This is a genomic window from Streptomyces flavochromogenes, from assembly GCF_000717595.1.
Classification (GTDB): domain Bacteria; phylum Actinomycetota; class Actinomycetes; order Streptomycetales; family Streptomycetaceae; genus Streptomyces; species Streptomyces flavochromogenes.
The window spans coordinates 32,322-44,597 of record NZ_JNZO01000038.1 but is presented as its reverse complement, the minus strand read 5'-3'; the positions used below and the strand labels follow the sequence as shown (position 1 = coordinate 44,597).

Here is a 12,276-nt window from a genome sequence, read left to right as displayed (position 1 = left end):
TTTGCCACTCGGGCGTCCCGCCCGCGCGGCGGGCGTGCGTGCCGGGCGCGGCACGGCGGGGCAGGGGCGGGGCAAGGCAGGGCAGGGCACGGCAGGACAGGACAGGACAGGACAGGGAATGGTCAGACAGGCCCTAGCTCCCGAACCCCGTCCAGGCCGGGTGGCGCGGGTCGTCCGCGCGGACGACCACATCCGCCGCGTCGCCGGGGTCGACCTCCGTCTCGTACCGGGCGAAGGCCGGCAGGGTCCAGGCGTCCTCGGTGCGCCGGGCGAGCGCGGCGGCCGAGAGCCGCAGGTGCACGGTGAGGTCGAAGGGGAACCAGTGGCCGAGCAGGAACGGCCCGTGCAGCACGAGCACCCCGCCGGGCGGCAGCGTCACGTACGGGCTGCGGGTCGCGCGGTCCTTCACCGGATCCCAGAGGTCGGGCAGCACCCGCCCGGTGCCGCCGGGCTCCAGCGGCCCGAAGACCTCCCGCCACAGCGCCCCGGTGTCGGTCCACCCGTCGTAGTACGCGTCCGGATCCTGCTTCCCGTACTCGTACCGCAGCGAAGCGGGCCGCAGGAAGCCGCCAGTCCCCGCGACGAGGACGGAACGCCCGCGCGTCCGCAGGGCCCCGGCGAGCTGTTCGGCGAACTCGCCCCCTGGCGCGGCGGGCGGCCCGTCGACGGCGACCTTGAGCCGGCTGCTCCCGTCGGCCGGCACGGCCCCGTCGAGCCGACGGGCGAGCGCCTCCGCCAGCCGTTCCCAGGTGATCGCCTCGTATCGCATCCCGCTCATCCTGCCCGCAGCTCCCCCTGACGTGTAACGGCCGACACCCCCGGCATTACGGTGACCGGGCCGGGCGACGACCGCACGGCCCCGCAGAGAAGAGGATCCGTACCCCATGAGTAGGCGTCAGCAGCCACTGCCCTACGAGACCACGGAGGCGGCATCGCCCTTCGGCCTCGGGTTGCACCATGTACAGCTCGCCCTGCCGCCGGGCGACGAGGAGGTGTGCCGTCGATTCTACGTGGACGTGCTGGGCATGACCGAGATCCGGAAGCCTCCGGTGCTCGCGGCCCGCGGTGGCCTGTGGGTGCGCTCGGACGCGCTGGAGATCCATCTGGGGGTGGAGGAGGACTTCCGGCCGTCCCGCAAGGGACACCCGGGCATCCTGGTCGCCGACATCGACGGCGTGGCCGAGCGGCTGACCGCCCGGGGCGTCGAGGTGACGTGGGACGACAACTTCCCGGGACATCGGCGCTTCTACACCGCCGACTGCCACGGGAACCGGCTCGAGTTCCTCTCCCCCGCGCACTGACGCCGCGCACGACGGCTTGACCTTGTCACTGGCGTCACTGTTCGACCATCAGCGCCATGAACACCACCACACCCGCCAGGGTCGTCGTCGTCACCGGTGCGGGCACCGGCATCGGCCGGGCCGCCGCCCGCGCGTTCGCCCGGCAGGGGGCGACGGTCCTCGCCGTCGGCCGCAGGGCCGAGCCGCTGCGGGAGACCGCCGAGGGGCATCCCGGCATCCACCCGCACGTCGCCGACATCACGGCGGAGGGGGCGGCCGAGGAGATCGTCCGCACCGCCGTGGCCGGCCACGGCCGCCTCGACGTGCTCGTCAACAACGCCGGGATCTCCCGAGGCGGCCCGCTCGGCACCCTCGACCGCTCCGTGATCACCCCGCTCCTGGAGACCAACCTCGTCGCCCCCGTCCTGCTGACGCAGGCCGCCCTCCCCTCGCTGAAGGAGTCGCGGGGCGTCGTGGTGAACGTGACGACGACGATCGGTCAGCGCGGCTGGCCGGCCAACTCCGTCTACCCGGCGACCAAGAGCGCCCTGGAGACACTCACCCGCTGCTGGGCGGTGGAGCTCGCGCCCGACGGCGTCCGGGTGGTGGCGGTCGCCCCCGGTCCGATCGAGACCCCGATCGCGGATCACACGGGTCTCTCCCCCGAGCGGCTGCAGGCCTTGCGGGCCTGGCAGCTCGCGCACGTTCCGCTGGGCCGGATCGGCCGTCCCGAGGAGGTCGCCTGGGCGATCACGTCGCTCGCGGCGCCGGACGCCTCCTTCCTGACCGGCACCGTCCTGCCCGTCGACGGGGGTGCGCTGGTCGCGTGATAGGAGTGGGCGAGGAGGTGGCGTCCTTGCGCATCGGTGAACTGGCCCGGCGGAGCGGGGTGTCGCCGCGCGCCCTGCGCCACTACGAGGCGGCGGGCCTGATCGCGTCGACCCGCGCGGCCAACGGATACCGGGTGTACGGCGAGGGCGTCGTGACGCGCGTGGCGAACATCCGGTACCTCCTGGACGCCGGCCTCACCCTGGACGACGTGTCCGTGTTCCGTTCCTGCCTGGACGGTGACATGCCCTCGGCGCCGCCGTCCGCCCGCGGCCTGGAGATCGCCCGCGAGCGGCTGGCCGTGCTCGACGCGCGGATCGCGGCACAGACCGAAGCCCGGAACAGGCTGGCACGAAGCCTGGGCGTGGTGTCGGACCGGGGCTGATACGCCCCCGGCGGGGTGGACGTGCGCCCGGGGGCGGGCCGACGACCGGAAGCGGCGAACGCCCAGGGCGGGCCGATCCCAGGCCCTGGGACGCGGCCTGGAGATCGCCCACGAGCGGCCGGCCGTGCCGATCCCCGGGGGTCCGGCTACGACCGGGCGGCCCGTACGGGCCGTTCCAGCGCCGCGCGCCCCGTCTCGATCGCCTCGGCGAGCGTCGACTCCCCGCCCGCGAGGGCCCGGCAGGTCGCCACGTCGGTCCGCAGCCGGGCGTCGGGCACCTCGGTCGTACCGGCGCCGTACACCCCGTCCCCGTACGACACGGTCCCGTCGTCCCCGACCCGTACGAAGAACTCGCCCTCGTCCAGGGTCACCTGGATGACCCCGGCGCCCAGCTCGGCGAGCGCCCCGAGGAGCGGGATCGCGTACCAGTGGGCGCGGACGGCGTCGGTGGGCCGCGGTTCGCCCAGGTCGGGCGCCCCCCAGGCGGCGAGGGTGCGCAGCACGGGCAGCAGGTCGCGGCCGCGCGGGGTGAGCTCGTACACGAACGCGGAGGCGGGCGGCGGCAGTCGGCGGCGGGTGACCAGCTCGGCCCCCTCCATGTCCTTGAGACGGCCGGCGAGCATGTCGGTGCTGACGCCCGGGAGATCGGCGTGGAGGTCGGTGTAGCGGCGCGGCCCGGCGAGGAGTTCGCGGACGACGAGCAGGGTCCAGCGGTCGCCGACGAGGTCGAGGGCGCGCGCTGCGGCGCAGTGCTGGTCGTAGCTGCGGCGGCGTGGCTGACGTGGCATGCGACGCAGTCTAGACATGTTGTTGGACTTTCCAAGCTCGAACTTGGTAAAACCAAGCAACACTGATTCCGGGGACTTGGGGAGGTCGGACATGGAGTTCCGGCAGTCGAGCAAGCTGAGCGAGGTCTGTTACGAGATCCGGGGCCCGGTCATCGAGCACGCCAACGCGCTGGAGGAGGCGGGCCACAGCGTCCTGCGCCTCAACACCGGCAACCCGGCGCTCTTCGGCTTCGAGGCGCCCGAGGAGATCGTCCAGGACATGATCCGGATGCTCCCCAAGGCCCACGGGTACACCGACTCGCGCGGCATCCTCTCCGCCCGCCGAGCCGTCGCCCAGCGCTACCAGTCCATGGGCCTGCCGGACGTGGACGTCGACGACATCTTCCTCGGCAACGGCGTGTCCGAGCTGATCTCGATGGCCGTCCAGGCCCTGCTCGAGGACGGCGACGAAGTCCTCGTACCGGCCCCGGACTACCCGCTGTGGACGGCGGTGGTCACGCTCGCGGGCGGCAAGCCCGTGCACTACCTGTGCGACGAGTCCGCCGACTGGTACCCGGACCTCGACGACATGGCGTCGAAGATCACCGACCGCACCAAGGCCATCGTGGTCATCAACCCCAACAACCCCACGGGCGCCGTCTATCCGAAGGAGATCCTGGAGGGCATCTTCGCGCTCGCCCGGCGCCACGGCCTGATGGTCCTCGCCGACGAGATCTACGACCAGATCGTCTACGACGAGGCCGTCCACCACCCGGCCGCCACCCTCGCCCCCGACCTGGTCGTCCTCACCTTCGGCGGGCTCTCCAAGACGTACCGGGTGGCGGGCTTCCGCTCCGGCTGGCTGGTCGTCACCGGCCCGAAGGAGCACGCCAGGAACTACCTGGAGGGCCTCACCATGCTGGCCTCCATGCGGCTCTGTCCCAACGCCCCCGCGCAGTACGCCATCCAGGCCGCGCTCGGCGGCCGGCAGTCGATCCACGAGCTGACCGCGCCCGGCGGCAGGCTGCGCGAACAACGCGACCGGGCCTGGGAGAAGCTCAACGAGATCCCCGGCGTCTCCTGCGTGAAGCCGAAGGGAGCGCTGTACGCCTTCCCGCGCCTCGACCCCGCCGTGCACAAGATCCACGACGACGAGAAGTTCGTCCTCGACCTGCTCCTGCGCGAGAAGATCCAGGTCGTCCAGGGAACCGGCTTCAACTGGCCCCGCCCGGACCACTTCCGCATCCTGACCCTGCCGTACGCCGACGACCTGGACGCCGCGATCAGCCGCATCGGCCGCTTTCTGAGCGGCTACCGGCAGTGACGTGACACCCCCTCGACTGTCATGATCTGAGGGCCTGAAGATCTTCGGGCCGACGGACAGGACGGCAGGACGGGAGGGGGCGCCCGGTCATGGATGTGGCGCTGATAGCGGTGGCGGGGACCCTGTTGGGCGTCATCGCCACACACTGGTTCCAGGGGCGGGCCACCGAGCGCACCGCCTCGCTGGCCCGGACCGAACAGCTCCGCCAGGAGCGGATCGCGACGTACAGCGCCTACGCGGGCGCGGTCGTCGACTACCGGCACAGCCAGAACGACCGCTGGTTCCGGGCTGCCGAGGAGCCGGGCTCCGAGGAGGCGGAGGAGTCCCGGCACGCCTCCTACCGGCAGCGGACAGCCGCCCGGCAGGCCCTCTTCCGCGTGCAGTTGGTGTGCGACGACCCGCAGGTCCGACGGCTGGCCGAGACCGCCTTCGATCAGACCCACTGCATGCACGAGGCGCGGGGAGAGACCGAGCGCGCCCGTCGCTCGGCGGAGGCGAAGGAAGCGCTCGCCGAGTTCATCGCCGCGGCCGCGCCCGGCGTGCGCTGAGCGGGCCCGCACATGGATCTCGTCGCGCCCGTGGTCGTCGAGCCGCTCAGGCGCCGCCGCTGCTCGGAGTGCCTGCAGGGGCCCCTCGATCGGATGATCGTCGAGTTCAACGCCCCGGTCTGCCTCGACTGTGCCGACCTCGGGCATCTCGTCTTCCTGCGGCGGGGCGACACGGCGCTCACCCGCCGGGCCCGCGAGGGCAGCACACTCTGGGCCGTGGTCGTACGCCACAACCGGCGCCGTACCCGGTACGAGCGTCAGGGCCTGCTCGTCGAGGAGGCGGCGCTCGCCGAGGCGGAGCTGTCCTGCCTCGCGGACGCGGAGGCCCGGGCCAGGCGCCGGGCGCGGGACGCCGCACGGCGCGCGGCGCTCGACGTGGAGATCACCGAGGTCCTCAGGGCGGAGATCCTGCGGCTCTTCCCGTCCATCCCGGCGGACCGCGCCACGGAGATCGCCGTCCACGCCTCGGCGAAGGGCAGTGGACGGGTGGGGCGCACGGCGGCGGGCCGCTCGCTCGACCGCGGCGCCGTCACGGCCGCGGTGCGCGCCTCCGTACGCCATGTCGACACGCCGTACGACACCCTGCTGATGCAGGGTGTTCCTCGGCACCAGGCCCGGACGAGATTGGCGCCCGCCATCGAGGCGGTGCTCCGGGCCTGGCGTCGCGACGGCGCGGACGCCGACGGCCGGGGGCGCGGCTGACAGCTCGGGTGTCAGCCCACGTCGGCCCGGCCATGGGAGCGGAACCGTCAGGCCTGGTCCGCGGCGCGGCGGGCGCGACGGTACAGCAGGGCTCCACCGAGCAGCAGCGCGGCGCTCGCGGCGCCGGTGTACCCGATGCTGTCGGAACCGGTGGAGGCCAGCGCGACCGAGCTCGTCTCACCCTGCGGAGCGGGGAGCGGGACGGGCTTCGCCGTCTCGGTCTCGGTCTCCGGCTGCGGAACCGGCACGTTCCGAACGGGGGTCTGCGGGCGCGGCGTCGGCGTCTCGACCGGCGGCGTCGGCTCCGAGGGGCCGTTGACCGACGTGTTGCCGAAGACCGGGTTGAGAATGCCCACCACGTTGACCGAGTTGCCGCTGATGTTCACGGGGAGGTCGACGGGCAGCTGGAGGCCGTTCCCGGAGAGCACGCCGGGAGAGCCCGCGACGTGGGTCTCGGCCGTGGACCCGCCGCCGTTGGCGGAACCGCCGTCGGAGGACCCTCCACCGTGCGAACCGCCTGCCTGCTCTCCGCCGCGCGGGGTGCCGGGCATGTCCTTGTGGGAGCCGCCGCCGTTCTCCGAGCCGTAGCCGTCGGGCTCCTTCTCGGCGGAGCGGTTGGCGCAGCCGTTGCCGAAGGCCGGGTTGAGCAGGCCGACGACGCTGACCGTGTTGCCGCAGACGTTGACCGGCACGTGCACCGGCAGCTGAACCGTATTGCCGGAGCCGACGCCCGGCGAACCGACCGCGGCGCCCTGCGCGCCGGAGTCGGCGTGCGCGGCGCCGGCCGAGAGGGCGATCGCCCCACCCGTGACCAACAGTGTGGCCAGACCACTTCGGCGAATCTGCCTCATGGCTTCCTGCCTTCCGGAGGTGTGCGGGCAAGTGCCCGTACCGGAATCAACGCGACAAACGCACGTGCCGGATCCGGCCGTTGACGGGTTTCACTCCATCGAGTGGGACCCGTTCGAGTGTGGGTCAGCGCCCCAGAAGATCGGTGAGGGCACCGACCGGGTCGTGGTCGGGGGCGCCGCGCGGCCACCAGTCCTCGCGGCCGGCGTCCGACTCGTAGCCGTACCAGAGGCCGTCCCGGCCCAGGCGGAGCTGGAGGGACTCGGTGGAGAGCCGGTTGCGCCAGGGGCGGAAGGCGGGGAAGTCGGCGGCGATCAGGGCCGGTCTGGCCCGGTCGAACGGACCCGCCGGCGGATCCCACGGCTCCTCGAGTACGGCGAGACCGGCGGCACCGCCCTGCCGCCAGGCGGCGACGGCCCGGGCGAGGTCGGTGGGGGTGCGGTCCAGCGCGTACGCCAGATCCCGGTAGAGGGCACGGGTCGAGGCGGTGAGACCGGAACCGGGGTGCGCGGCGGCCAGCCGGACGGCGTCCTGCCACGGCGTGAGCGCGGCGACCGGATCGTGCCCGGTGGTGAGGAACGCATGGGCGCGGACGGCGGCTTCGGAGGCGAGGAGGTCGAGGGCGAGCGGGTCGGGGGCGTCGGGGTCGGGCGGGAACACGGCCGGGCGGCCGGGCCGGTCCGGGGCCGGCAGCGGAGGGGGCAGCGTGAGCCCGGCCCGCTCCGCCGCCTCGAACACCGCGCGGGCGGGAACGGTGGGCATCGGGGGTGCGGCGGCGGTCGTCTCGGCGGCGGACAGGGCGGCGTTGCGCCGGGTCAGCTCGGCAAGCAGCTCCTGCTCCCCGCGGCCCCGCATCAGGAAGAGGACGAAGGGGTCCTCGTCGAGGAGCCGGGCGGCCTGGTAGCAGAGGGCGGCTGCGTGCTTGCAGGGGTAGCCGTCGTCCGGGCAGGAGCAGTCGGGGACGAGGTCGCCCGGTGCGGGCAGCAGTCCGGTGACCGCCTCCAGGGCGTGCGGCACGTCCTTGTCGAGCAGGGCGGCGATGTGGTCGGGACGGGCGGTGGCCTCGTCGAGGAACCGCTCCCAGCCGTCGTCACCGAGGGTCCGCATCCTGATCTCGGTGCGGTACGGGCGGGGCCGGCTGCCGTGGACGTAGGCGACGACCCGGCCGGGGGTGACGGTGATCGCGTCGACATGGCCGCGCCCCGCGTACGCCTTGCCGCGGGCGAGGCGCGCCGGGTCGAGGGCGGTGTCCTCCAGGGCCTCCACCCAGGCGTTGCCCCACCAGGTGGCGGCGAACCGCCCGTCGGGGGCCTCGCGCGGCGCGACCTGCGGGAAGCTGCGGCGGCGGTCGTCGTGGCGGGGCACTGCTCCGCGCGCGCCCCGTGGCGTGGTCACGAGGGCCTCCTCAGGGACACCAGGTCGGCGAGCTCCCGGTCGGTCAGTTCGGTGAGGGCCGCCTCGCCGGAGCCGAGGACGGCGTCGGCCAGGGCCCGCTTGGCGCGGAGCATCTCGCCGATCCGGTCCTCGACGGTGCCTTCGGCGACAAGCCGGTGGACCTGCACCGGCTGGGTCTGCCCGATGCGGTAGGCCCGGTCGGTGGCCTGCTCCTCGACGGCCGGGTTCCACCAGCGGTCGTAGTGGACGACATGGCCGGCCCGGGTCAGGTTGAGGCCGGTGCCCGCGGCCTTGAGGGAGAGCAGGAAGACGGGGACCTCGCCGGCCTGGAAGCGGTCGACCATCCGCTCCCGCTCGGCCACCGGGGTGCCGCCGTGGAGGAGTTGGGCCTGGATGCCGCGCGCGGCCAGATGGTCGGCGAGGAGCCGCGCCATCGTCACGTACTGGGTGAAGACGAGCACCGAGCCGTCCTCGGCGAGGATCGTGTCCAGGAGCTCGTCGAGCAGGGCGAGCTTCCCCGAGCGGCCGGCGAGACGCGCGGTGCCGCTCCCGCGTGGCGCCTCCTCCTTCAGATACTGCGCGGGGTGGTTGCAGATCTGCTTGAGGGAGGTCAGCAGTTTCATGACGAGGCCCCGGCGGGCGATGCCCTCGGCCTCCTCGATCCGCGCCATGGTCTCGCGGACGACCGCCTCGTACAGCGAGGCCTGTTCCCGGGTGAGGGAGACGGGGTGGTCGGATTCGGTCTTGGGCGGCAGCTCGGGAACGATGCCGGGGTCGGACTTGCGGCGGCGCAGCAGGAAGGGCCGGACGAGCCGGGCGAGCCGCTCGACGGCCTCCTCGTGCTCGATCTCCTCGTGGTTCTCGACGGCGCGGGCGTGCCGTGAGCGGAAGGCCTTGAGCGGGCCGAGGAGACCGGGAGTGGTCCAGTCGAGGAGCGCCCAGAGTTCGGAGAGGTTGTTCTCCACGGGGGTGCCGGTGAGGGCGACCCGGGCGGGCGCGGGGATCTCGCGCAGTGCCTTGGCGGTCGCGGAGAACGGGTTCTTGACGTGCTGGGCCTCGTCGGCGACGACCATCCCCCAGTCCCGCCCGGCCAGTTCGGCGGCGCTCGTGCGCAGGGTGCCGTAGGTGGTGAGGACGAATCCGCCCTCGGCGCCGTCGAGGTCGCGCTCGGCGCCGTGGAAACGCCGGACGGGCACGTCGGGGGCGAACTTCCCGACCTCCCGCTGCCAGTTGCCGAGGAGCGACGCCGGGCAGACGACGAGGGTGGGGGCGCTCCGGGCGCGGCGCAGATGGAGGGCGATCAGGGTGACGGTCTTGCCGAGACCCATGTCGTCGGCGAGGCAGCCGCCGAGGCCGAGCGAGGTCATCAGGTCCAGCCAGGCGAGGCCGCGCAGCTGGTAGTCGCGGAGGGTGGCGGTGAGGCCGGGCGGGGCCTGCACGTCCTCGGGTCCGGCGAGGAGCCGGTCGCGGAGCGCGGCGAGCGCCCCCACGGGGACGGCGGGCACGGTCTCGCCGTCCACCTCCGCGGTGCCGGTGAGGGCGACGGCGAGGGCGTCGACCGGTTCGAGCAGGCCGAGTTCCCGCTTGCGTGCCTTGCGGACGAGGTCGGGGTCGACGACGACCCACTGGTCGCGGAGGCGCACGATCGGCCGGTGGGCCTCGGCGAGGTGGTCCATCTCCCGATCGGTGAGCGGGTCGCCGTCGAGGGCCAGCTGCCAGTTGAACCGCAGGAGTTCCTCGCTGTCGAAGAACGCGGTGCCGTCGGTCGCCGAGCCCGGCGCGGCGTGGGTGGCGCTGACGACGGCGGAGGCGCTGAGGGAGCGGGCGAGCTCGCGCGGCCAGTGGACGGCGACCCCTGCGTCGGCGAGCCGGGCGGCGGCCGGGCCGAGGAGCTCGTACAGCTCGTCCTCGGTGACCGCGAGGACGTCGGGCACGTCCCGCTCCAGGAGCCGGGCGAGCGGCGGCCAGACGCGGGCGGCCCGGCGCAGTGCGAGGACCGCGTCGATCCGGGCGCGGGGCCCGAAGTGCTCGCCGTCACCCGCCCAGAGGGCCGTGGCGTCGATGACGAGGGTGGGGTCGGCGAGGCTGTGGACCTGGAGGAGCGCGGCAGCCGCGTGGCGCTCACCGCGGGGAGTGCGGTCGGCATCGTCGGCGTCGGCACCGGAGGCCACGTCGAACAGTTCGAAGGGTGAGAAGTCCAGGCGGAGGGAGACCCGGACGCCCGCGTCCATCCCGGCCGCCGCCTCGGCGGCCCAGGCACGCGCGCGGGGCAGATGCTGGGGCGCACGGGCGGCGAACGGCGCGCCCACCGCGTGGGCGGCGGCCGGGGTCCTGGGCAGGATGTCGGCGACCGCGTCGAGGAAGGCGCGGACGAGCGCCTCGGGATCGGGCAGCCGCAGCGGTCCGCGCCCGGGGACGGGCACGGCGTGCGCCTCGTACGGCAGGGCCGCGGCGACGGCCCGCAGATGGGCGATGTCGTCGGCGTCCAGCGGGCCGGCCCGCCAGGCGTCCAGGTCGTCGGCGGTCAGACCCGGCAGCATGCGGCCGCGGGCCACCAGATGCAGGGCGTGCAGTGCGGCGGCGCCCCAGCCGGCGGTCGCGGGGTGGGCGGCCGGATGGTGGCGGGCCGCGACGAGAAGGGGCAGCGCGGCGTCGACCGGGAGGGCCAGGGCGGGGACGGACCGGCTCCGGGCGCCGCTGCCGTGGCGCCGGGCGACGGTCAGCTCGACGCGCTCCGCGCCGCTCTCCGCCGGGTCCGGCAGCGCACCGCCGTCGGGGGCCCAGAAAGCCACACGGCCCTCTCGGGGCAGGGCGGCCGGCAGGAAGACGGCGGCGCTGGTCGTCCAGGTGTGTGTCACGGCTCCGCGCTCCTTCCCACCGGGGTGACGAGTGTCGACTGGACCTCCGACCTTACGGCGGGGGTCTGACAACGGCCGCCACGCGGGTTCGCCCGTGCGGCCCAGCAACGGATGACACGGGCCACCGGGCGCGCGAGGGTGGCCTGAACCGGGTGCACCCGAGGTGCCGCCGGAACACCGACCCGGACTCCGACAGAAGAGGAACCGCCATGTCCGTTCGCCGGCGTCTCACGACCGTCACCGGGGCCGTGCTGCTCACCTCCGCCGTCGTCGGCTGTTCGAGCGGCCGCACCATGGTCGGCACCCTCTCGTACGAGACGGAGCGCGAGGTCGTGGTGACCGTGACGAGCCCCTCCGTGAACGGCTGCCACCGCCTTCTCGCCCCGAGAGGGGTGACCCGGGTCGAGAACAACACCCTGGTCGACATCAGGCTGTTCCCGACGCCCAACTGCACGGGGCAGCACAACATCTACCTCGCCACCAACACCAGCAACCAGGTCGCGCCGGGCGCCCTGCCGTGGCGCAGCTACAGCGTCATCCACTAGCCGGTTCCCTTCGGCCCGCCACAGGGTCCATCCTGGAAGAGCCCTTCGGGGCTGGGGGACGGGAGAGGGTGACCGTCATGCGTTCCGGGAACGAACCGGCGACCGCGCGCAGCCCCCTGCGCATGCGCTTCTGGCTGGGCCTGTGGGGACTGCTCTGGGCCGCCTTCGGCACGACCGTCTTCTCGCTGCTCGGCCGCCCGGGATGGGCCGCGGCCTGCGGCGTGCTGCTCCTGGTCGTCCTCGTCGACCTGGCGATGGTGGTGCACCACATCCACCAGGGCCCGCACTGGCAGCCGGGCCGGAACATCCCGCCGTACGAGCCGGATCACGGCGGGAGGGGCCGCTGAGCGCTCGCGCTCCTCCGCTCCCGCGCCCCCGCCGCTAGTTCTCCGGGCTCTCCCTGTTCTCCGAGTCGAACCCGGCGGCCTGGAGGTACTCCGGCTTCGGGTCCAGCGCCGCGGCGAGGCGGAAGTGCCGGGTGGCCTGGGCGGTCAGGCCGGAACGCTCGAAGGTGCGGGCGAGGGCGAAGTGCGCGAACGCGTTGTCCGGCTCGCGCTCCAGGACCAGCTCGAACTCCAGCTGCGCGGGTCGCAGCTGTGCGGCCGCGAAGAAGGCACGGGCCCGCAGCAGACGCGCCGCCGTGTTCTCGGGATGGGCGGCGATCACCGAGTCCAGGAGCTTCACGGCGCCACGAGGGTCCCGCGCGGCCAGCAGATGCTCGGCTGCGCGGAAGTCGATGACGTGTGTTTCCGGGTTTCTGTCGGCCACCCTGGCATCCTTCCCCTCGATCCGGTG

The 12,276-nt window shown here is 73.8% G+C and carries 14 protein-coding genes; 8 read left to right on the top strand and 6 right to left on the bottom strand.

Going from position 1 to position 12,276, the window contains the following annotated elements; all coding sequences use genetic code 11:
• Nucleotides 1-133: 133 nt before the first annotated feature.
• The gene (locus tag IF00_RS0135265) at nt 134-769 is read right to left on the bottom strand and encodes a nucleoside/nucleotide kinase family protein (RefSeq protein ID WP_030325269.1); all 636 of its coding nucleotides are present in this window, start codon (nt 767-769) and stop codon (nt 134-136) included.
• Nucleotides 770-884: 115 nt separating this feature from the next.
• On the opposite strand from IF00_RS0135265, the gene IF00_RS0135260 reads away from it, so the two are divergent.
• Genes IF00_RS0135260 through IF00_RS0135250 form a run of 3 tightly spaced genes read left to right on the top strand, consistent with a single transcriptional unit; the run spans nt 885 to nt 2,493 of the window.
• Nucleotides 885-1,301 carry a VOC family protein gene (locus tag IF00_RS0135260; protein ID WP_030325267.1) on the top strand — a complete coding sequence of 139 codons (417 nt, stop codon included), beginning with the start codon at nt 885-887 and terminating at the stop codon, nt 1,299-1,301.
• 56 nt (nt 1,302-1,357) lie between these two features.
• Complete coding sequence (locus tag IF00_RS0135255) at nt 1,358-2,110, top strand: SDR family NAD(P)-dependent oxidoreductase (protein WP_030325265.1); 753 nt, start codon at nt 1,358-1,360, stop codon at nt 2,108-2,110.
• Between the two features lie 26 nt (nt 2,111-2,136).
• On the top strand, nt 2,137-2,493 hold the full coding sequence (locus IF00_RS0135250; RefSeq protein ID WP_037639813.1) for a MerR family transcriptional regulator: 357 nt from the start codon (nt 2,137-2,139) through the stop codon (nt 2,491-2,493).
• Nucleotides 2,494-2,639: 146 nt separating this feature from the next.
• Here IF00_RS0135250 and IF00_RS0135245 read toward each other — a convergent pair whose 3' ends face one another.
• The gene (locus IF00_RS0135245) at nt 2,640-3,281 is read right to left on the bottom strand and encodes a winged helix-turn-helix transcriptional regulator (protein ID WP_030325260.1); all 642 of its coding nucleotides are present in this window, start codon (nt 3,279-3,281) and stop codon (nt 2,640-2,642) included.
• Nucleotides 3,282-3,372: 91 nt separating this feature from the next.
• Between IF00_RS0135245 and IF00_RS0135240 the strand changes: the two genes are divergently transcribed.
• From IF00_RS0135240 to IF00_RS0135230, 3 genes are all read left to right on the top strand, one after another.
• A complete protein-coding gene (locus IF00_RS0135240) occupies nt 3,373-4,584 on the top strand; it encodes a pyridoxal phosphate-dependent aminotransferase (protein WP_030325258.1) in 1,212 nt (403 codons plus the stop codon).
• An 89-nt stretch (nt 4,585-4,673) separates the two neighbouring features.
• Nucleotides 4,674-5,132, top strand: a complete 459-nt coding sequence (locus IF00_RS0135235; RefSeq protein WP_030325256.1) for a hypothetical protein — start codon at nt 4,674-4,676, stop codon at nt 5,130-5,132.
• A 12-nt stretch (nt 5,133-5,144) separates the two neighbouring features.
• The gene (locus IF00_RS0135230) at nt 5,145-5,834 is read left to right on the top strand and encodes a DUF2293 domain-containing protein (protein ID WP_030325254.1); all 690 of its coding nucleotides are present in this window, start codon (nt 5,145-5,147) and stop codon (nt 5,832-5,834) included.
• A 47-nt stretch (nt 5,835-5,881) separates the two neighbouring features.
• Here the strand turns inward: IF00_RS0135230 and IF00_RS0135225 are convergent, their stop codons facing one another.
• The 3 genes from IF00_RS0135225 to IF00_RS0135215 form a co-directional block, all read right to left on the bottom strand.
• Nucleotides 5,882-6,685 (bottom strand): chaplin, encoded by an 804-nt coding sequence (locus IF00_RS0135225; protein WP_030325253.1) that lies wholly within the window; start codon nt 6,683-6,685, stop codon nt 5,882-5,884.
• Nucleotides 6,686-6,809: 124 nt separating this feature from the next.
• A complete protein-coding gene (locus IF00_RS0135220) occupies nt 6,810-8,078 on the bottom strand; it encodes an SWIM zinc finger family protein (RefSeq protein ID WP_030325251.1) in 1,269 nt (422 codons plus the stop codon).
• Complete coding sequence (locus IF00_RS0135215; protein WP_030325249.1) at nt 8,075-10,936, bottom strand: DEAD/DEAH box helicase; 2,862 nt, start codon at nt 10,934-10,936, stop codon at nt 8,075-8,077. The genes IF00_RS0135220 and IF00_RS0135215 overlap by 4 nt, the downstream gene beginning before the upstream one ends.
• Nucleotides 10,937-11,145: 209 nt before the next feature.
• On the opposite strand from IF00_RS0135215, the gene IF00_RS0135210 reads away from it, so the two are divergent.
• Both IF00_RS0135210 and IF00_RS0135205 read left to right on the top strand, forming a co-directional pair.
• The gene (locus IF00_RS0135210; protein WP_030325247.1) at nt 11,146-11,481 is read left to right on the top strand and encodes a hypothetical protein; all 336 of its coding nucleotides are present in this window, start codon (nt 11,146-11,148) and stop codon (nt 11,479-11,481) included.
• A gap of 77 nt (nt 11,482-11,558) precedes the next feature.
• Nucleotides 11,559-11,828, top strand: coding sequence for a DUF6343 family protein (locus tag IF00_RS0135205; protein ID WP_030325245.1), 270 nt, complete (start codon nt 11,559-11,561; stop codon nt 11,826-11,828).
• A 34-nt stretch (nt 11,829-11,862) separates the two neighbouring features.
• On the opposite strand, the gene IF00_RS0135200 is transcribed toward IF00_RS0135205, so the two are convergent.
• Nucleotides 11,863-12,249, bottom strand: a complete 387-nt coding sequence (locus tag IF00_RS0135200; RefSeq protein WP_030325243.1) for a tetratricopeptide repeat protein — start codon at nt 12,247-12,249, stop codon at nt 11,863-11,865.
• Nucleotides 12,250-12,276 lie beyond the last annotated feature (27 nt).

Bases quoted from the DNA above. Each gene is read 5' to 3' on its own strand.
- IF00_RS0135265 (WP_030325269.1), bottom strand. From the start codon at position 769: ATGCGATACGAGGCGATCACCTGGGAACGGCTGGCGGAGGCGCTCGCC.
- IF00_RS0135230 (WP_030325254.1), top strand. From the start codon at position 5,145: ATGGATCTCGTCGCGCCCGTGGTCGTCGAGCCGCTCAGGCGCCGCCGC.
- IF00_RS0135260 (WP_030325267.1), top strand. From the start codon at position 885: ATGAGTAGGCGTCAGCAGCCACTGCCCTACGAGACCACGGAGGCGGCA.
- IF00_RS0135210 (WP_030325247.1), top strand. From the start codon at position 11,146: ATGTCCGTTCGCCGGCGTCTCACGACCGTCACCGGGGCCGTGCTGCTC.
- IF00_RS0135240 (WP_030325258.1), top strand. From the start codon at position 3,373: ATGGAGTTCCGGCAGTCGAGCAAGCTGAGCGAGGTCTGTTACGAGATC.
- IF00_RS0135235 (WP_030325256.1), top strand. From the start codon at position 4,674: ATGGATGTGGCGCTGATAGCGGTGGCGGGGACCCTGTTGGGCGTCATC.
- IF00_RS0135205 (WP_030325245.1), top strand. From the start codon at position 11,559: ATGCGTTCCGGGAACGAACCGGCGACCGCGCGCAGCCCCCTGCGCATG.
- IF00_RS0135225 (WP_030325253.1), bottom strand. From the start codon at position 6,685: ATGAGGCAGATTCGCCGAAGTGGTCTGGCCACACTGTTGGTCACGGGT.
- IF00_RS0135255 (WP_030325265.1), top strand. From the start codon at position 1,358: ATGAACACCACCACACCCGCCAGGGTCGTCGTCGTCACCGGTGCGGGC.
- IF00_RS0135245 (WP_030325260.1), bottom strand. From the start codon at position 3,281: ATGCCACGTCAGCCACGCCGCCGCAGCTACGACCAGCACTGCGCCGCA.